The organism is Streptomyces sp. NPDC059499 (genome assembly GCF_042749285.1).
In the GTDB taxonomy this organism is placed as follows: Bacteria; Actinomycetota; Actinomycetes; order Streptomycetales; family Streptomycetaceae; genus Streptomyces.
The window spans coordinates 353,119-376,651 of the sequence record NZ_JBHYTT010000007.1 but is presented as its reverse complement, the minus strand read 5'-3'; the positions used below and the strand labels follow the sequence as shown (position 1 = coordinate 376,651).

Genomic DNA, 23,533 nt, shown 5'->3' with positions numbered 1-23,533 from the left:
GGCACGCGCGGTTCCGACGGCTGTGTCGGATGAGGGATGGCAGCCCTCGGGGACGGTGCTGGTCACGGGCGGTACGGGTGCTCTGGGTGTGGAGGTGGCGCGCTGGCTTACCGGCCGGGGCGTGCCGCATCTGATCCTGACCAGCCGCCGCGGCGTGGCGCCGGAAGGCCTGGTGGAAGAGCTGGCCGCGCTCGGCACCCGCGTCAGCGTCGTCGCGTGCGATGTCGCCGACCGGGATGCGCTGGCCGAGGTCATCGCCGGCGTTCCCGCCGAGTGGCCGCTCACGGGTGTCGTTCACGCGGCTGGTGTCGGGGATGCACAGCTGCTGGAAGCAGCCGACCGGGACACGACTGCTTCGGTGATCGGCGCGAAGATCGACGGTGCGGTGCACCTGGACGAGCTGACAGCCGGCTTGGCGCTCGACCTGTTCGTCGTATTCTCCTCCGGCGCTGCTGTGTGGGGCGGTGCGGGTCAGGGCGCCTACGCGGCAGCGAATGCGTTCCTCGACGCCTGGGCACAGGATCGCCGTGAGCGCGGTCTGCCCGCGACGTCGGTGGCGTGGGGTCCGTGGGACGGGGCCGGGATGGCCGTTCAGGGTGACACCCAGCAGCTCCTGCGCAGGCGTGGCATGTCACCGATGGACCCGGAACTCGCCATGCGGACACTCGCATCGGCTATCGACGCCGACGAGTCGGGACTTACCGTCGCCGACATCAACTGGGCTGCTTTCGCCGCCTCGTTCACCGCAATCCGCCCGAGCCGACTCCTCACCGACCTGCCCGAAGCCGTCAGCACCCCATCGACGTCGGACGACGACACGGGGCCGGCCGGTCTGCGGCAGCAGCTTGAGAGCGTGGAAGCCGGGCGACGTCGGCAGCTGGTCCTCGACGTGGTGCGCACCCATGCGGCAGCGGTCCTGGGGCACACCGGTTCGGAGTCGGTGGACGCCGGCCGGGCGTTCCGTGACCTGGGCTTCGACTCCCTGATGGCCGTCGAGGTCCGTAACCGCCTCCAGTCCGTCACGGGCCTGCGTCTTCCCACCACACTGGTCTTCGACCACCCCACACCACTCGTCCTGACAGAGTTCCTCCTGGCCGAACTCACGGACGGGGAACCGGGGGTGACGGAACGGGCCGTTTCCAGGCCTGTGTCCGTGGACGAGCCGGTCGCGATCGTGGGCATGGCCTGCCGCTTCCCCGGGGGTGTGACCTCCCCCCGGTCCTTGTGGGACCTGGTCGAGAGCGCGGGCGACGCGGTCGGACCGTTCCCCACCGACCGAGGCTGGCCTGCGTCCATCGCCGGCTGGGGCGCATTCCTCGACAACGCAGACAGGTTCGACGCCGACCTCTTCGGCATCAGCCCGCGCGAAGCACTCGCCATGGACCCACAGCAACGCCTCCTCCTCGAAACCGCATGGGAGACCTTCGAGTCGGCGGCCCTTGACCCGCAGGTGCTGCGTGGTTCCTCGACCGGGGTGTTCGTGGGCGGCACCGCGTCCGGCTACGGCACTGGGACACAGATGCCGCAGGGCGCGGAGGGGCATCTGCTGACCGGTACAGCGACCAGCGTCATGTCGGGGCGGGTCTCCTACGCGTTCGGCCTGGAAGGCCCCGCTGTCACCGTCGACACCGCGTGCTCCTCGTCCCTGGTCGCGCTGCATCTTGCCGCGCAGGCTCTGCGTACCGGTGAGTGCGACATGGCCTTGGCCGGTGGTGTGACCGTCATGGCCAGCCCCGGGGTGTTCGCCGAGTTCGACCGGCAGGGCGGACTCGCCTCCGACGGCCGCTGCAAATCCTTCGCCGCCTCCTCCGACGGCATGGGCTGGGGCGAAGGCGTCGGCCTCCTCCTCGTCGAACGCCTCTCCGACGCCCGCCGCAACAACCACCACATCCTCGCCGTCCTACGCGGCAGCGCCGTCAACCAAGACGGAGCCTCCAACGGACTCAGCGCCCCCAACGGCCCCTCCCAACAACGCGTCATCCACCAAGCCCTCACCAACGCCCAACTGACGACCTCAGACATCGACCTTGTCGAAGCCCACGGCACGGGAACACGTCTCGGCGACCCGATCGAAGCCCAAGCACTCCTGGCCACCTACGGCCAAACCCGTAGAGAGGGCAACGAACCCCTCTGGCTCGGCTCGATCAAATCCAACATCGGCCACACCCAGGCCGCCGCAGGTGTCGCCGGCGTCATCAAGATGGTCATGGCCCTGCGCCACGGCCTGATGCCCGCCACTCTCCACATCGACGAGCCGACTCCCCAGGTCGACTGGTCGGCGGGCGCGGTGGAACTCCTCACCGAAGCGCGCGCTTGGCCCGACACCGACAACCGGCCCCGCCGCGCCGCCGTCTCCTCCTTCGGCATCAGCGGCACCAACGCCCACGTCATCCTCGAACAAGCCCCGGAACCGGAACCCCAGCCGACCTCTGCAACACAGCAGGCACCCGGCCTCGTGCCGTGGATGATCTCGGCGAAGTCCGTGCCCGCACTGCGGGCACAGGTGGAGCAGTTGCAGTCGTTTGCGGCCGACCGTTGTGAGCTGGACGCGGTGGACGTCGGCTGGTCGCTGGCGACCACGCGGGTCGCTTTGGAGCATCGTGCAGTGCTGGCCGGGGACGGGATTCTCGCCACGGGTGTCGCGGGCCAGGGCCGGACCGCGTTCCTGTTCACCGGTCAGGGGTCGCAGCGCGCGGGTATGGGACTGGGGCTGTACGAACAGTTCCCGGTGTTCGCCGAAGCCTTCGATACGGTGTGTGCCCGGCTCGACGTCCGGCTGGAGCGTCCCCTGCGCGACGTCCTCACCGACGGCACCGACCTGGACCACACCGTGTGGGCTCAGGCCGGTTTGTTCGCCCTTGAGGTTGCGCTGTTCCGGCTCGTCGAGTCCTGGGGTGTCACCCCGGACGTGCTCCTGGGCCACTCCCTGGGCGAGATCAGTGCGGCGCATGTGGCCGGAATCCTCGACCTGGACGACGCCTGCGTGCTGGTCGCCGAACGCGGCCGGCTGATGCAGGCCCTGCCCGCCGGTGGAGGCATGCTCGCCGTCCAGGCCACCGAAGCCGACATCGCAGACTCCGGTCTGGACGTCGCGGCTGTCAACGGTTCGAACTCCGTGGTCCTCTCCGGCAGCACCGAAGCCATCGAGCACTACGCGGCCCAATGCGCCGCCCGTGGGCTGCGGTTCAACGTGCTGTCCGTGTCGCACGCGTTCCACTCAGCACTGATGGAACCGATGCTGGACGAGTTCACGACCGTCCTGGCCGGACTGACCTTCCACCCCGCCCGGATCCCGGTCGTCTCGAACCTCACCGGAGCCGTCCCCGAACCCGGACTGATGCAGCAGCCGGAGTACTGGCTGAACCAGGTGCGGCAGCCGGTGCGATTCGCCGACGGAGTCGCGGCTGCCGCAGAGCTCGGCGTGACACGGTATGTGGAACTCGGGCCCGACGGCATCCTGTCGGCCATGGCCCAGGACACCGCCACCGGCGCCGAGTTCGTCCCTCTCCTGCGCAAGGACCGCGACGAGACCGACACCGCGCTCACCGCGATCAGCCGCCTCTGGGCGACAGGCGCCGACGTCGACTGGACAGCCGTGTTCGCCGGCTGGGGAGGCCGGGTCGTGGACCTGCCCACCTACGCCTTCCAGCGCGCCCGGTACTGGCCGGAGCCGGCTGCCGAACCCACCGGCGCCCCGAGCGGCGGCGACCTCAGCGAGACCCGCTTCTGGGACGCGGTCGAACGCGAAGACCTCGAACAACTGGCAACCGAACTGGACCTGCCCGAAGCCCCGGACGCCCTCCATGAGTTGCTGCCGGTCCTCTCCGCCTGGCGACGCCAACGGCGCGAAAGCTCCGTGATCGACTCCTGGCGATACCTGGTCACGTGGAAACCGCTCACCGGACCTTCGCCCACAGGGTCCTTGACGGGGACGTGGATAGTCGTCGGTTCGGAGCGGACGGATGTAGCTGCGGCGCTGACCGGTGCCGGGGCCTCCGTGGTCAGCGTGCCCCTCGACGGCGCATCGACAGGGCGGCGCGAGCTGACGGCGACGCTCGAACGTCTTGCCTGCGAGGCCCATGACCTGTCCGGTGTCGTGTTGCTGGCCGATGCGGTCGAAGACCTGCCGGTGCCGGTGCGTAGCGGTGTCCCGGCTTCTCTTGCGGTCGTGCTGTCGGTGCTGCAGGCACTGGCCGACGCCGACCTGGCCGTCCCGCTCTGGGCGGCAACCCGGGGCGCGGTGTCGACCGGGCGGTCGGATCCGTTGCGGAGTCCGGGCCAGGCCGCGGTCTGGGGTCTTGGTCGGGTCGCCGCACTGGAGTTCCCCCAGCAGTGGGGCGGCCTGGTGGACCTGCCGACCGAACTGGACGCCCGTGCCGCCGCCCGGTTCGCCGGAGTCCTGGCCGACGGCGGGGAGGACCAGGTCGCCGTTCGCGGATCCGGCGTCCACGGCCGGCGCGTGCTGCGGGCCGAGCCCGTGGCAACGCCCAGCGGGACATGGAGTCCGTCGGGAACGGTACTGGTCACGGGAGGCACCGGTGCGCTGGGTTCCACGGTGGCGCGCTGGCTCGCCGGCCGTGGTGTGCCGCACCTGGTGCTGACCAGCCGCGGCGGCGTGGCACCCGACGGCGTGGTGGACGAACTGTCCGGGCTGGGCGCACAGGTCACGGTCGCCGCCTGCGACGTGGCCGACCGGGACGCCCTCGCCGCGGTGATCGCCGGCATTCCGGCGGAATGGCCGTTGACCGGCATCGTGCACACCGCCGGTGTCGGGACTCCGGAGAAGCTGGACCGGACCAGCCTGGAAGCGGTGGGGGAGGTGCTCGAGAGCAAGGTGACCGGGACGGTGCACCTGGACGGCCTCACCGCGCACCTGCCGCTCGACCTGTTCGTCGTCTTCTCGTCGATCGCCGCGACGTGGGGCAGCGGCGGTCAGGGCGCGTACGCGGCGGCCAACGCGTTCCTGGACGCCTGGGTGCAGCACCGCCGCGACCGTGGACTGCCGGGGACGTCGGTGGCCTGGGGCCCGTGGGCCGAAGGCGGCATGGCCACTAGGGAGGAGACCGAGGACTACCTGCGCCGACGCGGGCTGAACGCTCTGGATCCGGCGCTGGCGATGCGGGCGCTGGCCGAAGCGGTCGACGGGGGACTGGACACGCTGACGGTGGCGGACGTCGACTGGCCCGCCTTCATGTCCGCGTTCACCTCCGCCCGGCGCAGTCCGCTGCTCGCCGACCTGCCCGAGGCCGACCGGGCCGACGAGGCCATCGGTGGGACCGCCGACGCCGACCTGCCGTGGCGCGGTGAACTGACGGCCGTGTCCCAGGTACGGCAGCAGGAGATGTTGCTGGATCTGGTACGAGGGCTGGCCTCGACGGTGCTGGGCCACTCCGGCGTGGACGAGGTCGAACCGGAGCGGGCGTTCCGCGACCTGGGCTTCGACTCGCTGATGGCGGTCGAACTGCGCAACCTGCTGGCCACGCACACCGGGCTGACTCTGCCCGCGACCTTGGTGTTCGACTACCCCACGCCGCGAGTCCTGGCCGAGTACCTGCGGACACGGCTGCTCGATGCGGCGCAGTCCGCGGAACTGGTGCCGACCCCGGTGGGCGTCGCCGACGAGCCGATCGCGATCGTGGGGATGGCGTGCCGCTACCCGGGCGGGGTCGATTCGCCGGAGCGGTTGTGGGACCTTGTCGCCGGCGGGACGGACGCCATGTCGGCGTTCCCGACGGATCGCGGATGGCCGCCGAACGTGGCTGACGCAGCCGGTGGCCTGGGCGGGTTCGTCCATGACGCGGCCGAGTTCGATGCGGGCCTGTTCGGGATCTCGCCGCGTGAGGCACTGGCGATGGACCCGCAGCAGCGGCTGCTGCTGGAGGCCGCCTGGGAGACGTTCGAGTCTGCGGGGATGGACCCGCGGTCACTCCGCGGCCGGAACGTGGGCGTGTTCGCCGGCGCTTCCTCGTCCGGATACGGCTACGGCGGTGTGCCGGGTTCCGACGGTCACCTGTTGACCGGTACGGCGAACAGTGTGATCTCCGGCCGGGTGGCGTATGCGTTCGGGCTCGAAGGTCCGGCGGCGACGATCGACACGGCGTGCTCGTCGTCATTGGTGGCTCTGCACTGGGCGGCGCAGGCGCTGCGTGCCGGAGAGTGCAGCATGGCGCTGGCGAGCGGCGTGACCGTGATGGCCTCGGCGAACGTCTTCACCGAGTTCGACCGGCAGGACGGGCTCGCGGCTGACGGCCGGTGCAAGTCGTTCGCGGCGGCAGCCGACGGTACCGGTTGGGCCGAGGGCGTCGGCGTACTGATGCTGGAGCGGCTGTCGGACGCGGAGCGCAACGGGCATCAGGTGCTCGCGGTGGTGCGCGGCAGCGCGGTGAACCAGGACGGCGCGTCGAATGGTCTGACGGCGCCGAACGGGCCTTCGCAGCAGCGGGTGATCCGTCAGGCGCTGGCGAACGCCCGGCTGACAGGCGTGGATGTCGACGTCGTGGAGGCGCACGGGACCGGCACGCGGCTGGGCGATCCGATCGAGGCCCAGGCCCTGCTGGCGACCTACGGCCAGGAGCGCGGCGCGGAGGACGAGCCGCTCTGGTTGGGTTCGGTGAAGTCGAACATCGGCCATGCCCAGGCTGCCGCGGGTGTCGCGGGTGTGATCAAGATGGTGATGGCGCTGCGGCACGGCGTGCTCCCGGCGACGCTGCACGTGGACCAGCCCTCTCCTCAGGTGGACTGGTCGGCGGGCGCGGTGGAACTGCTCACCGAGTCGCGTGCGTGGCCGGTGTCGGACCGTCCTAGGCGTGCGGGTGTGTCGTCGTTCGGTATCAGCGGCACGAACGCGCACGTGATTCTGGAGCAGGCCCCTGAGGCCGTCGAACCGGTGCAGGCCCCGATCGACCTGCCGACGCGGACACCGGTGGTGGTCCCGTGGGTGGTGTCGGCGAAGTCCGACGCCGCGCTGAGGGCGCAGGTGGATCGGCTGCGGTCGTTCGTGACCGAGCGGCCGGAGCTGAATCCGGTGCACGTGGGCTGGTCGCTGGCGACGACGCGTGCCGCGCAGGAGCACCGCGTGGTGCTGGCCGGCGACACGGTTCTGGCTTCCGGTGGGGATGTCCTCGCCGCAGGTGTCGCCGCCGAGGGCCGGACCGCGTTCCTGTTCACCGGACAGGGTTCGCAGCGTGCGGGCATGGGCCTGGGGCTGTACGAGGCGTTCTCGGTGTTCGCCGAAGCCTTCGACGCGGTGTGCGCACGTTTTGACGCCCGGCTGGAGCGTCCGCTGCGCGAGGTTCTGACCGATGGGGTCGGTCTCGATCAGACGATGTGGGCGCAGGCGGGCCTGTTCGCGCTCGAAGTGGCGTCCTACCGTCTCGTCGAGTCATGGGGCGTCACCCCGGATGTGCTGCTGGGCCACTCGCTGGGCGAGATCACCGCAGCCCATGTCGCGGGGATCCTCGACCTGGAGGACGCGTGCGTGCTGGTGGCTGAGCGGGGTCGCCTGATGCAGGCGCTGCCCGAGGGCGGAGGCATGCTCGCGGTACAGGCCACCGAGGCGGATGTCGCGGATTCCGGTCTGGACGTCGCTGCCGTCAACGGCCCCCACTCCGTGGTGCTCTCCGGCGAGGTCGAGGCCGTCGAGCGATATGCGGCGGAGTGCGCCGCCCGTGGTGTGCGGTTCAGCGTGCTGTCGGTGTCGCACGCGTTCCACTCGGCTCTCATGGAACCGATGCTGGACGCATTCGCAGGCGTGCTGGACGGGTTGACCTTCCACCCGGCACAGATCCCGGTCGTGTCGAACCTGACGGGTGCGACTGCCGAAGCCGGACTGATGCAGGAGCCGGAGTACTGGCTGCGGCAGGTGCGACAGGCGGTGCGATTCGCGGACGGTGTCACGGCGCTCGAAGCGATGGGTGTGACGCGGTACGTGGAGCTGGGGCCGGACGGTGTGCTGTCCGGCCTGGCCCAGGACACCGTCGTCGGCGCCGAGTTCATTCCTGTCCTGCGCAAGGACCGCGAGGAGACCGACACCGCGCTCACTGCCATCAGCCGCCTCTGGGCGGTGGGTGTCGGCGTGGACTGGACGGCTGTGTTCGCCGGTTGGGGCGGCCGGGTGGTCGATCTGCCGAGGTATGCGTTCCAGCGTGAGCGGTACTGGTCGCAGCCGGGTGTGACCGGCGGTGACGCGGGTGCGCTGGGCATCGAGGATGCCGGGCATGCGCTGCTGGGTTCTGTGGTGGCGTTGGCCGAGGGCGACGGAGTGGTACTGACCGGTCTGCTGTCGGTGGGTGCGCAGCCGTGGCTGGCCGATCACGTGGTGTCGGGGCATGTGGTGGTGCCGGGCACCGCCCTGGTGGAGATGGTGCTGCGGGCCGGCCAGGAGGTGGACTGCGGTCTGCTGCGGGAGTTGGTGCTGCGGGCGCCGCTGGTGTTGCCGGAGACCGGTGGCGTGCAGGTGCAGGTGCGGGTCGAGGACCCGGATGCTTCGGGCGACCGGCCGGTGCATGTCCATGCCCGCGCCGAAGGTACGGACGAGTGGACGCTGCATGCTGCGGGTTCGCTGGCGGAGCAGGCCGGTGCGGAGGCTGACTTCGATCTGAGTGTGTGGCCGCCGCAGGGCGCGGACACGGTGGATGTCGACGGTTTCTATGAGGCGTTGGCCGGGGTGGGCTTCGGTTACGGTCCGGCGTTCCAGGGTGTGCAGGCGGCCTGGCGCGATGGGTCCGGTGTGTATGCCGAGGTGTCGGTCGCGGAGTCGGTGGACGGGTTCGGGATCCATCCCGCGCTGTTCGACGTCGCACTGCACCCCTCCGGCCTGATCCTGGGCGACGACACCGAAGCCTCTGGGCCTCGGTTGCCGTTCGCGTGGTCGGGTGTGGAGCTGTTCGCGGTCGGGGCGACCACGTTGCGGGTGGCGATCCGTCCGGAGGGCGAGGGCATCACCGTCCGGGCGGCCGACGGGACCGGTATGCCCGTCGCCGTCGTCCGCTCTCTGGTGTCGCGGGCGGTGTCGGCGGAACAGCTGTCTGCGGCCGGGCACGCGGATGACGACGCACTGTTCGCGGTGGAGTGGGTGACGGTGCCTCCGGGCACTGGCAGCACCGGCGAGGCGGAGGTTCCGGCGTGGACGGTGCTGCCGGCTGGTGACGGTCCGGTGGAGCAGGTGCTGGGTGAGGTCCTGCGTGGTGTGCAGGACTGGCTGGCGGACGAGGGCACGTTCGGCTCCCGTCTGGTGGTGCTGACCTGCGGCGCGGTCCCGGCCGATGCCGGTGAAGCCGTCGACCCGGTGGGTGCGGCGGTGTGGGGCTTGGTGCGCTCGGCGCAGTCGGAGCACCCGGACCGGATCGTCCTGGTCGACACCGAGGAGCAACTGGACCTGACACTGTTGACCGGTGTCGACGAGCCCCAGATCGCCGTCCGTAACGGTGCACTGCTGGTACCTCGCCTGACCCGGGCCGTGAGCGGCGGGCTGGTACTGCCGGACCACACCTGGCACCTGCTGCCCGGTACGGACGGAACGCTGGAGTCCCTCCACATCGAGACATCCGGCACGCCGCCTCTGGAATCCGGCCAGGTGCGGGTCGAGGTCCGCGCGGCGGGCGTGAACTTCCGGGACGTGCTCCTGGGGCTGGGAATGTACCCGGAACCGGGAACCATGGGTTCAGAGGCGGCCGGCGTCGTGCTGGAGACCGGCCCCGGTGTCGAAGATCTCGTTGTCGGGGACCGGGTGCTCGGCTTCTTCGACGGTGGTTTCGCTGCCGAGGCGGTGACCGGCCGGGAGCTGCTCGTGAAGGTTCCGGTGGGCTGGTCGTGGGCGCAGGCGGCAGCAATACCGCTGGTGTTCGCGACGGCCTGGTACGGGCTGCAGGACCTGGCCGGGGTCAGGTCCGGTGAGTCGGTACTGATCCACGCGGCCGCCGGCGGCGTCGGCATGGCCGCGGTGCAGTTGGCCCGGCACTGGGGCTTGGAGGTGTACGCCACCGCCAGCCCGGGCAAGTGGCCCACCCTCATCGCCAACGGAGTCGACCCGTCACGGATCGCGTCCTCCCGCGACCTCGACTTCGAGGAACACATCCGCACCGCAACCGGCGACCAGGGCATCGACGTCGTCCTCAACTCCCTGGCAGGCGAGTTCGTAGACGCCTCACTGAGGCTGCTGACGCCGGGCGGCCGATTCGTCGAGATGGGCAAGGCTGACGTACGCCACAACCTTGACGTTCCGTACTTCGCGTTCGACCTCACCGACGCAGGCACGGAACGCATGGGCCGGATCCTCGCCGAGGTTGTCGCCCTGTTTGAGCAAGGTGTGCTGGAACCCTTGCCGCTGACGGTGTGGGACGTACGCGAAGCGGTCACTGCCTGGCGTCACATGGCGCAGGCCAAGCACATCGGGAAGAACGTCCTGTCCTTCCCTGCCCGCTCGAATCCGGACGGCACCGTACTGATCACCGGCGGCACCGGCACCCTCGGCGGACTCCTCGCCCGCCATCTGGTCACCGAACACGGCATCCGTCACCTGCTTCTGCTCTCCCGCCAGGGCTCTGACGCGCCTGGCGCGTCCGATCTCGTCGCTGCTCTCGCCGAGCTGGGTGCGCAGGCGCGGATCGTGGCCTGCGACGCCGCCGACCGGGAGGCTCTCGCAACCGTCCTCGCAGACATCCCCACCGCGGCCCCGCTCACCGGCGTCGTCCACGCCGCCGGTGTCCTCGACGACGGTGTGTTCACCGCCCTCACCCAGGAGCGCCTCGAAACCGTCCTGCACGCCAAAGCCACCGCCGCCGCGAACCTCGACGAACTCACCCGCGACAACGACCTCGCCATGTTCGTCCTCTACTCCTCCGCCTCGGCGACCTTCGGCACTCCAGGCCAGGCCAACTACTCCGCCGCCAACGCCTACCTCGACGCCCTCGCCACCCGCCGCCGCACGGAAGGCCTGCCCGGCCTCTCCCTCGCCTGGGACATGTGGCAGCAGGCCAGCGCGATGACCGGTCATCTGCAGGACCAGCTCGCACGCGGGCTGGCCACCGAGCAAGGCCTCGCACTCTTCGACGCAGCCCTGACACGCTCGACTGCACACCTGGTACCGGTCAATCTCGACCTGGCCGGGTTGCGGGCGGCCGGTGAGGTGCCTGCCTTGCTGCGTGGTCTGGTCGCCGGCCGGGTGCGGCGGGTGGTCGCGCAGGAGTCGGTCGCGGGGCTGGCGCTCATGCAGCGGCTGCGTTCCGTTCCCGAGGCCCAACGGCAAGAGACACTGATGGAGTTGGTGCGTGGCAGCGCCGCGACGGTACTGGGGCACGCTTCGGCCGACGCAATCGGTGAGCGTCAGGCCTTCAAGGACCTGGGCTTCGACTCGCTCACCGCGGTGGAACTGCGCAACCGGCTGACCGCGGCCACCGGTCTGCGGCTGCCCGCGACGCTGGCGTTCGACTACCCCAACCCGGCCGTGCTGAGCGATTACCTGGCCCAGCAGTTCTTCGGCGAGTTGGAGCCGGCGCGGCAGGTTACGGCGGACCGGAACGACGAGCCGCTGGCGATCGTGGGTATGGCGTGCCGGTTCCCGGGGGAAGTGACTTCCCCCGACCAGCTGTGGAGCCTGGTCGCCGATGGGAAGGACGGCATCTCGCCGTTCCCCCTCGACCGCGGCTGGCCGGCGCTTGCTGACATGGTGCGACTGGGCGGGTTCGTCCAGGGCGCGGACGGCTTCGACGCCGGGCTGTTCGAGATCAGCCCTCGTGAGGCCCTTGCCATGGATCCGCAGCAGCGTCTGCTGCTGGAGGCGGCTTGGGAGACGTTCGAGTCGGCGGGCATGGATCCGCGTGGGTTCCGCGGCCGGAGCGTTGGCGTTTTCGCCGGTGCGGCTTCGTCCGGATACGGGGCGGCGGGGATACCGGGTGCCGAAGGGCACATGCTGACCGGAACGGCGAGCAGTGTGATCTCGGGGCGGGTTTCCTACACGTTCGGGCTGGAGGGCCCGGCGGTGACGGTGGACACGGCGTGTTCGTCGTCGTTGGTGGCGCTGCATCTGGCGGCGCAGGCGCTGCACTCCGGTGAGTGCGACATGGCGTTGGCCGGTGGTGTGACGGTGATGGCCACGCCGGGCGCGTTCATCGAGTTCGACCGGCAGGACGGTCTGGCGGGCGACGGGCGGTGCAAGGCGTTCTCCGCGGCGGCCGACGGGACGGGGTGGTCCGAGGGCGTCGGCCTGGTGATGCTGGAGAGGCTCTCCGACGCCGAGCGCAACGGACATCAGGTGCTCGCGGTGGTACGCGGCAGTGCCATCAACCAGGACGGTGCGTCGAACGGTCTGACGGCGCCGAACGGTCCCTCGCAGCAGCGGGTGATCCGCCAGGCCCTCGCCAATGCCCGGTTGACCGGTGCGGACGTCGATGCCGTGGAGGCGCACGGGACCGGGACGCGGCTCGGTGACCCGATCGAGGCGCAGGCGTTGCTGGCGACGTATGGCCGGGAGCGGGGCGACTCCGACGAGCCGTTGTGGCTGGGTTCGGTGAAGTCGAACATCGGGCATACCCAGTCCGCGGCGGGTGTCGCGGGTGTGATCAAGATGGTGATGGCGTTGCGGCACGGTGTGCTGCCGGCGACGTTGCATGTGGATGAGCCGTCGCCTGAGGTCGACTGGTCGGCGGGTGCGGTGGAGCTGCTGACGGAGGCCCGGGCGTGGCCTGAGGCGGACCGGCCGCGGCGAGCGGCGGTGTCCTCGTTCGGAATGTCCGGCACGAACGCGCATGTGATTCTGGAGCAGGCGCCGGCCGGAACTCCCGCCCAGGCTCCGACAGCTCCCGCTTCGGGTGTGTCGGCGTGGGTGCTGTCGGCGAAGTCCGAGGCCGGGTTGCGGGCGCAGGTGGAGCGGCTCGGGTCCTATGTCGCGGGCGATGCTGGGCTGGATTCGGTGGACGTGGGCTGGTCCCTGGCGACGACGCGGGCGGCGCTGGAGCATCGCGCGGTGGTGGTGGGGGAGGACCGGGAGGAGCTGCTGGCCGCCCTGCCCACGGCCGCTTCGGCCACCGTTGTCTCTGGTGGTGTGGTGTTCGTGTTCCCGGGTCAGGGCTCGCAGTGGGTGGGCATGGCACGGGAGCTGTGGGACACCTCGCCGGTGTTCCGTGAGCGGCTGACCGAGTGCGAGGCCGCACTGGCTCCGTTCGTGGACTGGTCGCTGACCGATGTCGTTCTGCAGGACGGTGATCTGGACCGGGTGGATGTGATCCAGCCGGTGCTGTGGGCGGTGATGGTGGCCTTGGCGGAGGTGTGGCGGTCTGCGGGTGTGGTGCCGTCCGCGGTGGTGGGCCATTCGCAGGGTGAGATCGCCGCTGCGTGCGTGGCGGGCTGGTTGTCGCTGTCTGACGCGGCACGCGTGGTGGCGTTGCGGTCGAAGGCGCTGGTCGCTGTGGCCGGTGGCGGGGGCATGGTGTCCGTCGCGGCCGGGCGGGATGCGGTCGAGGAGTTGACGTCGGCCAGGGTGTCGGTGGCTGCGGTGAACGGCCCGTCCTCCACCGTGGTCTCCGGCGATGACGAAGCCCTGGACGCGTTCATGGCCGAGTGCGAACAGCAGGGCATCCGCACACGTCGGATTCCGGTGGACTATGCGTCGCACTCGTCACGGATGGACCAGCTCCAGGAGCGGATCCTTGCGGATCTGGCAGGGCTGGCCCCTTCTGTCGGCATGGTTCCGATGCTCTCGACGCTGACCGGTGACACGGTCAGCGGTGATCTCGATGCCCAGTACTGGTTCGACAACCTGCGTTCCACTGTGGAGTTCGAGACCGCGGTCCGTTCCCTCCTCGATCAGGGCATGCGCACGTTCATCGAGGTCAGCGCGCACCCCGTACTCACGGTAGGTGTCGAAGAGACGGTTGACGCGGCCGGTGTTGAGGCCGTGGTGCTGGGCACGTTGAGGCGTGGTGAGGGCGGGATGCGGCGCGTCCTGGCCTCCTTCGGCGAGGCATGGACAGCCGGTGTCGACGTGGACTGGTCTGCGGTGCTCACCGGCCGCCAAGTCCCGCTCCCGACTTATGCGTTCCAGCATCAGCGGTACTGGCCGCAGTCACTGCCAGGTGGGACCGGTCAGTTCGCATCCGGGCATGCGTTGTTGGAGACAGCCGTCTCGTTGGCCGAGGGGGCTGGAACTCTTCTGACGGGCTTCCTGTCGGTGGACGCCCAGCCATGGCTGGCCGACCATCTCGTGCTGGGCCGCATCGTGGTCCCAGGTGCCGCGTTGGTGGAGATGGTTCTGCGGGCCGGTCAGGAGGTGGACTGCGGTCTCGTCCGCGAACTCGTTCTGCACGCGCCGCTGGTGTTGCCGGAGACCGGTGGCGTCCAGGTGCAGGTGCAGGTGCGGGTCGAGGACCCGGATGCTTCGGGCGACCGGCCGGTGCACGTCCATGCCCGCGCCGAGGGTATGGACGAGTGGACGCTGCATGCCGCGGGTTCGCTGGCCGAGCAGGCCGGTTCGGAGACTGACTTCGATCTGAGTGTGTGGCCTCCGCAGGGCGCTGACACGGTGGATGTCGACGGCTTCTACGGGGCGTTGGCCGGGGTGGGCTTCGGTTACGGTCCGGCGTTCCAGGGCGTTCAGGCGGCCTGGCGAGACGCATCTGGTGTCTACGCCGAGGTCGCGATCGCGGAGCCGGCAGCCGGGTTCGGTATCCACCCGGCACTCTTCGACGCTGCGCTTCACCCCTCCGGCCTCATCATCAGTGACACCGAAGCCCCCGGGCCTCGGCTGCCGTTCGCGTGGTCGGGTGTGGAGCTGTTCGCGGTCGGAGCGACCACCCTGCGGGTGGCGATCCGCCCCGAGGGCGAGGGCATCACGGTCCGGGCGGCTGACGGCACCGGTGCGCCCGTCGCGATCGTCCGTTCCCTGGTGTCGCGGGCGGTGTCGGCGGAGCAGTTGTCGTCGGCCGGGAATATCGGTGATGCCTTGTTCGCGGTGGAGTGGGTGCCGGTCTCGGCATCGCCTGGGGTCACCGCAACCGTCACGGAGGATGCTTCGACGTGGACGGTGTTGCCGGCTGGTGACGGTCCGGTGGAGCAGCTGCTGGGTGCGGTCCTGCGTGGTGTGCAGGAGTGGCTGGCGGACGAGGGCACGTTCGGCTCACGTCTGGCGGTGGTGACCCGGGGCGCGGTGCCGACGGGGCCTGGTGCGGTGGATGTGGTGGGTGCGGCGGTGTGGGGTCTGGTGCGTTCGGCGCAGTCGGAGCACCCGGACCGGATCGTCCTGGTCGACACCGACCCGGCCACCGAGGAGCAACTGGACCTGACACTGTTGACCGGTGTCGACGAGCCCCAGATCGCCATCCGGAACGGTGCACTGCTGGTACCTCGCCTGACCCGGGCCGGGAGCGGCGGGCTGGTGCTTCCGGACGAAACCTGGCACCTGCTGCCGGGAACGGACGGCACGCTGGAGTCTCTCCACATCGAGGCGGCCGGCACACCGCCCCTGGAATCCGGCCAGGTGCGGATCGAAGTCCGCGCTGCAGGTGTGAACTTCCGGGACGTGCTCCTGGGGCTGGGAATGTACCCGGAACCGGGAACCATGGGCTCGGAAGCAGCCGGTGTGGTCGTGGAGACCGGCCCCGGTGTCGACGACCTCGCTGTCGGGGACCGGGTGTTCGGGTTCTTCGACGGCGGGTTCGCCGCCGAGGCCGTCACCGGCCGGGAACTGCTCGTGAAGGTTCCGGCGGGCTGGTCGTGGGCGCAGGCGGCAGCAATACCATTGGTGTTCGCGACGGCCTGGTACGGACTGCGGGATCTGGCCGGGGTCAGGCCTGGTGAGTCGGTACTGATCCACGCGGCGGCCGGTGGTGTCGGCATGGCCGCGGTGCAACTGGCCCAGCACTGGGGCTTGGAGGTGTTTGCCACCGCCAGTCCCGGCAAGTGGCCCACGCTCATCGCCAACGGAGTCGACCCGTCACGGATCGCGTCCTCCCGCGACCTCGCCTTCGAGGAACACATCCGCACCGCAACCGGCGACCAAGGCATCGACGTCGTCCTCAACTCCCTGGCAGGCGAGTTCGTAGACGCCTCACTGAGGCTGCTGGCATCCGGCGGCCGGTTCGTTGAGATGGGCAAGACCGATGTACGCGCCGGTCTCGACGTTCCGTACTTCGCGTTCGACCTGGCGGAGGCAGGTCCGGAGCGCATGGGCCAGATTCTTGCCGAGGTCGTCGCCCTGTTCGAGCAGGGTGTGCTTGAACCACTGCCTCTGACGGTGTGGGACGTACGCGAAGCGGTCACGGCCTGGCGCCACATGGCGCAGGCCAAACACATCGGCAAGAACGTCCTCGCCTTCCCTGCCCGCTCGAATCCGGACGGCACCGTACTGATCACCGGCGGCACCGGCACCCTCGGCGGACTCCTCGCCCGCCACCTCGTCACCCAACACGGCATCCGCCACCTCCTCCTGCTCTCCCGGCAAGGTCCGGACGCGCCCGGAGCAGCGGATCTCGTGGACACGCTGCAGGAAGCCGGGGCTGTGGTGGAGGTCGTGGCCTGCGACGCCGCCGACCGCGACGCCCTCGCAACCGTCCTCGCCGACATCCCTGCCGAGGTTCCACTCACCGGCGTCGTTCACGCCGCCGGTGTCCTCGACGACGGCGTCTTCACCGCCCTCACCCAGGAGCGCCTGGAAACGGTCCTGCGGGCGAAGGCGACCGCTGCCGCGAACTTGGACGAGCTGACCCGCAACACCGACCTCGCGATGTTCGTGCTCTACTCCTCCGCTTCGGCGACCTTCGGTACTCCGGGTCAGGCCAACTACTCGGCTGCCAACGCCTACCTCGACGCCCTTGCTGTCCGTCGTCGTGCGGAGGGCCTGCCCGGCCTTTCCCTCGCGTGGGACATGTGGCAGCAGGCCAGTGCGATGACCGGTCATTTGCAGGACCGGCTTGTACGGGGGCTGCCGACGGAGCAGGCGCTGTCGTTGTTCGACATCGCGCTGGGCCGTGCGGAGGCGCAGTTGGTTCCGGTCAATCTGGATCTGACAGCGGTGCGGGCGGCCGGAGAGGTTCCGGCGTTGCTGCGTGGCCTGGTGTCGGGCCGGGTGCGGCGCGGGGTTGCGCAGGCGTCCGGTACCGGTCTGGCGCTCATACAGCGGCTGCGGTCGGTTCCCGAGGCCCAACGACCGTCGATGCTCGTGGAGTTGGTGCGCGCCAGCGCCGCTACCGTGCTGGGGCACGGTTCGGCCGACGCGGTCGGTGAGCGTCAGGCGTTCAAGGACCTGGGCTTCGACTCGCTCACCGCGGTGGAACTGCGTAACCGGCTGACTGCGGCCACCGGTCTGCGGCTGCCCGCGACGCTGGTGTTCGACTACCCCAACCCGGCCGTGCTGAGCGATTACCTGGCCCAGCAGCTCGTCGGCGCTCAGGAGCCGGTGCCGACGTCGCCGGTGCGGGTTGCGCCACTCGATGAACCGCTGGCGATTGTGGGTATGGCGTGCCGGTTCCCGGGCGAGGTCACGTCCCCCGATCAGCTGTGGGACCTGGTCACCGGCGAAGTGGACGGCATGTCGGCGTTCCCGGCGAATCGAGGCTGGCCGGCCGAGGTGCCCGGGGGTGCTGCCGGCTTGGGTGGATTTGTTCATGATGTGGACCGGTTCGACCCCGCCTTGTTCAACATCTCGCCGCGCGAGGCTGTCGCCATGGACCCGCAGCAGCGGTTGCTGCTGGAGGCCGCGTGGGAGACGTTCGAGTCGGCGGGAATGGACCCGCGTTCTCTGCGGGGCCGCAGCGTGGGTGTGTTCGCAGGGGCTTCGTCGTCCGGATACAGCGTCCCTGGTGCGCTGGGCGCCGACGGGCATCTGCTGACCGGGAACGCGCCGAGTGTGATTTCCGGTCGCGTCGCCTACGTGTTCGGGCTGGAAGGTCCGGCCGTCACTGTGGACACGGCATGCTCGTCCTCCCTGGTGGCGTTGCACTGGGCGGGGCAGTCGCTCCGCGCCGGCGAGTGCGAACTCGCTCTCGTCGGCGGTGTGACGGTGATGGTGACGCCGGGCATGTTCGCGGAGTTCGACCGGCAGGACGGGCTGGCCGCGGACGGCCGCTGCAAGTCGTTCGCGGCTGCCGCGGACGGGACGGGCTGGGGCGAGGGCGTCGGCGTGCTGCTGGTGGAGCGGCTGTCGGACGCGCAACGCAACGGCCACAAGATTCTCGCGGTGGTGCGGGGCAGCGCGGTGAACCAGGATGGCGCGTCCAACGGTCTGACGGCGCCGAACGGTCCGTCCCAGCAGCGGGTGATCCGCCAGGCACTGGCCAACGCCCGGCTCACCGGCGCCGACATCGACGCAGTGGAGGCGCATGGAACGGGCACGCGGCTGGGTGACCCGATCGAGGCTCAGGCACTGCTGGCCACGTACGGACAGGAGCGCGGAGAGAGCGGCGAGCCGTTGTGGCTGGGGTCGGTGAAGTCGAACATCGGCCATACGCAAGTGGCCGCGGGTGCGGCGGGTGTGATCAAGATGGTGATGGCTCTGCAGCACGGCGCGCTCCCCGCGACGCTGCATGTGGACGAGCCGTCGCCCCAGGTGGACTGGTCGACGGGCGCGGTGGAACTGCTCACCGAGGCGCGTCCGTGGCCCGAGGTGGGCCGTCCGCGCCGCGCCGCAGTGTCTTCGTTCGGCATCAGCGGCACCAACGCGCATGTGATCCTCGAGCAGGCTCCGGGGTCCGAACCGGCCGCGCTCGATGTGACGCCGAAGGCGCCGGGGCTGGTGCCGTGGGTCGTGTCGGCGAAGTCCGAGCCCGCACTGCGGGCGCAGGTGGAGCGGTTGCGGTCGTTCGTAACCGAGCGGTCCGAGCTGGATCCGGTGGACGTCGGCTGGTCGCTGGCGACGACGCGGGCCGCGCTGGAGCATCGCATGGTGTTGTCATCCGGCGGGGATGTCCTTGCCGCGGGTGCCGCCGCCGAGGGCCGGACCGCGTTCCTGTTCACCGGGCAAGGCTCGCAACGCGCGGGTATGGGCCTGGGGCTGTATGAGGCGTTCCCCGTATTCGCCGAGGCGTTCGACGCGGTGTGCGCCCGCCTCGACGTACGGCTGGAACGCCCGCTGCGCGACGTCCTCACCGACGGCACCGACCTCGACCACACCATGTGGGCACAGGCCGGTTTGTTCGCCCTCGAAGTCGCCCTGTTCCGGCTCGTCGAGTCGTGGGGCGTCACCCCGGACGTACTCCTGGGCCACTCCCTGGGCGAGGTCACCGCCGCGCACGTGGCAGGCATCCTCGATCTGGACGACGCGTGCAAGCTGGTCGCCGAGCGCGGCCGACTCATGCAGGCACTGCCCGCCGGCGGCGGCATGCTCGCCGTCCAGGCCACCGAAGCCGACATCGCGGACTCCGGTCTGGACATCGCGGCTGTCAACGGCTCGAACTCCGTCGTGCTCTCCGGCGACGTCGACGCCATCGAGCGGTATGCGGCCGAGTGCGCGGAGCGCAGCCTGCGGTTCAACGTGCTGTCGGTGTCACACGCGTTCCATTCGGCCTTGATGGAGCCGATGCTCGAGGAGCTCGCCAGGGTTCTGGACGGTCTTACGTTCCGCCCGGCGCAGATCCCGATCGTGTCGAACCTGACGGGTGCGGTGGCCGAACCGGGCCTGATGCAGGAGCCCCGATACTGGCTCGCTCAGGTCCGTCAGACCGTCCGTTTCGCCGAGGGCCTCGCGGCCACCGCAGAACTTGGTGTGAGTCGCTACGTGGAGATCGGTCCGGACGGAGTCCTGTCCGCCATGGCTCAAGAGGCCAGGGAGGAAGCGGAGTTCGTGCCGGTGCTGCGCAAGAACCGAGACGAGGTCGACACCGCGCTCATGGCGGCCGCCCGCCTGTGGACGTCCGGCGCCGGCATCGACTGGACGGCGATGTTCTCCGGTTGGGGCGGCAGGGTCGTAGACCTACCGACGTATGCGTTCCAGCGTGAGCGGTTCTGGCCGGAGCTTTCCGTGATGGCCGCCGGTGGCAGCCCGGATTCGGCGTTCTGGGATGCGGTGGAGCGGGGGGACCTGGAGGAGCTCGCGGGTCTGGAGTCGGCGTTGCCGGCTTTGTCCGCGTGGCGGCAGCGTCACCAGGAGCGCTCGACCCTGGATTCGTGGCGTTACCGGGTCATGTGGAAGCCGCTGGACGGGTTGTCGTCGTCGGCGGTGCTGACCGGGGTGTGGGCGGTCGTCGGCTCGGAGGACCCGGAGGTGTCCGCCGCGTTGGAGGCTGCGGGCGCGACCGTGGTCGGTGTCCCGGTCGAGGAAGTGTCGGGGCTGCCTGGCCTGGCGGGTGTGGTGTTGTCCGCGTCGGGTTGGGCAGAGACGTTGACCGTGGTTCAAGAGTTGGGTGAGGTCACGGCGCCGCTGTGGGTGGTGACGCGTGGCGCGGTTGCGGTGGGCGGTTCGGACCGGATCGGCGATCCGGACCTGGCGGCGGTGTGGGGTCTGGGCCGCGTGGCGGCTCTGGAGTTCCCGCAACGCTGGGGCGGTCTGATCGACCTGCCCGAGGCCGTGGACTCGGTGATCGCCGAGCGGCTTGTCCAGGTCCTGGCTGCCGGTGGTGGTGAGGATCAGGTCGTGGTTCGCGAGTCCGGGGTGTTCGCCCGTCGGCTGGCTCGTGCGGTATCTGCCGCGGTGCCGGGTACCCCGTGGAACCCGGACCCGTCCGGCACTGTGCTGGTTACGGGCGGTACGGGCGCCCTGGGCGTGGAGGTGGCCCGCTGGCTGGCCGGCCGGGGTGTACCGCACCTGGTGCTGACCAGCCGCGGCGGTGTCGCCCCGGACGGTCTGGTGGAGGAGTTGTCCGGGCTGGGCGCACGGGTCACGGTCGCCGCCTGTGACGTGGCTGACCGGGACGCTCTGGCCGCGGTGATCGACGGTGTGCCCGTCGATCTGCCGCTGACCGGCATCGTGCACGCGGCCGGTCTCGACCTCCCGCAACGGATCGAGGAGGCAACTCCCGAGGCGTTCGCTTCCGTTCTGCGGGCGAAGGTCGACGGAACCAAGTATCTGGACGAGTTGACCTCGGATCTGTCGCTGGATCTGTTCGTGGTGTTCTCCTCGATCGCCGCGACGTGGGGCAGCGGCGGCCAGAGTGCGTACGCGGCCGGCAATGCCTTCCTGGACGCCTGGACACAGCACCGGCACGACCGTGGACTCGCGGGGACGTCGGTGGCGTGGGGCCCGTGGGCCGGGGCCGGAATGGCCGCGGATCCGGAAGCCGCTCAGAGTCTGCGTCGGCGTGGCCTGGCACCGATGGACCCGGCCCTGGCGATCCGGGCCCTGGCCGAGGCGGTCGACCACGGGGACAGCCGCCTCACGGTCGCCGACGTCGACTGGACACGCTTCGCCGAAGCCTTCACACTCCTGCGGCCCAGCCCACTGCTCCACGACTTCACCGGAACAGCCGAAACCCTGAACGACGGAGCGACTCCGGCCGTCGCGCCGGAGGCGAATGCCGGTGCCGAGCTGCGGCAGCGGTTGGCGGACGCTCCGGCCGGACAGCGTCAACGGATCCTGCTGGACATGGTCCGGGCCACGGCCGCGACCATCCTGCAACACCGCGATCCGCACGCGATCGGAGCCGGCGAGGCATTCAAGGACCTCGGGTTCGACTCCCTCATGGCCGTCGAGTTCCGCGATCACCTCAACCGGCAGACGGGCTTGAGCTTCCCGGTGAGTCTCGTCTTCAACTTCCGTTCGCTGCAGGCGGTGGCCGACCTGCTCCTCGCCGAGCTCATGCCGGAACCGACCGCACCGGACGCCTCCGGCACCCATGACGCCGAGATCCGTGGCGTCCTCGCCGCGATCCCGATCGAGCGGCTGCGGGAGGCCGGGCTCGTGGACACGTTGCTGAAACTGGCGGAACCTACCGGCGCTGTCGAGCCCTCCTCGACCGAGAGGCTCGACTCGCTGGACGACCTGGACGCCGAAGCCCTTATCGAAATCGCGCTCGACGCCGCACGGCACGAGGCCAGTTCTGGAGAAGCCAATGACCGCTGACTCGGCCGCCCGAATCGTCGAAGCGCTGCGGACCTCTCTCAAAGAGGTCGAGCGGCTCCGCACCCAGAACCGGGAGATCCTGGCGGCGAACAGTGAGCCGGTCGCCATCGTCGCGATGAGCTGCCGCCTCCCCGGAGACGTCGCCGATCCCGATGGTTTCTGGCGCCTGGTGAGTACAGGCAGAGACGCCATCACGGACTTCCCCGCCAACCGCGGCTGGGAACAATCCGAGCGGGAGCAAGGACACGAGACCTACGCCCCCAGAGGCGGCTTCGTCCACGACGCCGACCTGTTCGACGCCGACTTGTTCGGCATCAGCCCGCGTGAAGCGCTCGCCATGGACCCGCAGCAGCGCTTGCTGCTGGAGGCTGCGTGGGAGACGTTCGAAATGGCGGGCGTCGACCCGCGCTCGCTCGCCGGCACGCCCACGGGAGTGTTCATCGGGGCTTCGCCCTCCGGCTACGGCCTGATCGACCAGGGCTCCGAGGACGCCGAGTCGTTCGCCCTGACCGGTGGCGCCAGCAGTGTCCTGTCGGGCCGCGTGTCCTACGTCTTCGGCCTTGAAGGCCCCGCGGTGACCGTGGACACGGCGTGTTCCTCGTCGCTGGTTGCCCTGCACCTGGCCGCGCAGGCACTCCGCCAGGGCGAGTGCCGCATGGCGCTGGTCGGCGGAGTGGCGGTGATGGCGACGCCCGGCTCGTTCGGCGCCTTCGCCAAGCAGGGCGGTCTCGCCTCGGACGGCCGCTGCAAGTCGTTCGCGACGGCTGCGGACGGCACCGGGTGGTCCGAGGGCGTCGGTGTGCTGCTGGTGGAGCGGCTGTCGGACGCGCAACGCAACGGCCACAAGATTCTCGCGGTGGTGCGGGGCAGCGCGGTGAACCAGGACGGTGCGTCCAACGGCCTGTCGGCGCCGAACGGTCCGTCGCAGCAGCGGGTGATCCGCCAGGCGCTGGCGAACGCCCGGCTGACGGGCGCCGACGTGGACGTGGTCGAGGCCCACGGGACGGGGACCCGCCTCGGCGACCCGATCGAGGCAGAGGCGCTCCAGCTCACCTACGGCCGGAGCCGGGGCGAGGGCGCCGAGCCGTTGTGGCTGGGGTCGGTGAAGTCGAACATCGGTCACACGCAGTCCGCGGCAGGTGTCGCGGGTGTGATCAAGATGGTCATGGCGATGCGGCACGGAGTGCTGCCCGCGACGTTGCATGTGGACGAGCCGTCGCAGCATGTGGACTGGTCGTTGGGTGCGGTGGAACTGCTCACCGAGCCGCGTCCGTGGCCTGAGGTGGACCGTCCGCGGCGTGCGGGTGTCTCGGCCTTCGGAATCAGCGGGACGAACGCGCACGTGATTCTGGAGCAGGCTCCGGAGTCCGTCGAGCGGGAGCCGGTCGTAGAGCCGTCGGTGGTACGTCCCGGGCTGGTGCCGTGGGTGGTGTCGGCGAAGTCGGCGGACGCGTTGCGTGCGCAGGTGGCGCGGTTGCGGGAGTTCGTGGCGGAGCGGCCGGAGCTGGACCCGGTGGATGTGGGCTGGTCGCTGGCGACGACGCGGGCGGC

The 23,533-nt window shown here is 70.2% G+C and carries 2 protein-coding genes (both running past the window's edge); both read left to right on the top strand.

Features of this window, described 5'->3' with window-relative positions; translation table 11 throughout:
- Positions 1-21,982 carry the 3' portion of a type I polyketide synthase gene (locus ACFW9O_RS19505; protein ID WP_384610818.1) on the top strand. It extends 9,302 nt beyond the left edge of the window, so 21,982 of the gene's 31,284 nt are visible here — the last part of the coding sequence; its start codon lies beyond the left edge, outside the window; its stop codon occupies positions 21,980-21,982.
- Positions 21,972-23,533, top strand: the 5' end (the start) of a protein-coding gene (locus ACFW9O_RS19500; protein WP_384610816.1) for a type I polyketide synthase. Its footprint extends 26,722 nt past the window's final position; 1,562 of the gene's 28,284 nt are visible here — the first part of the coding sequence; the start codon lies at positions 21,972-21,974; its stop codon lies beyond the right edge, outside the window. Before ACFW9O_RS19505 ends, ACFW9O_RS19500 begins: the two co-directional genes overlap by 11 nt.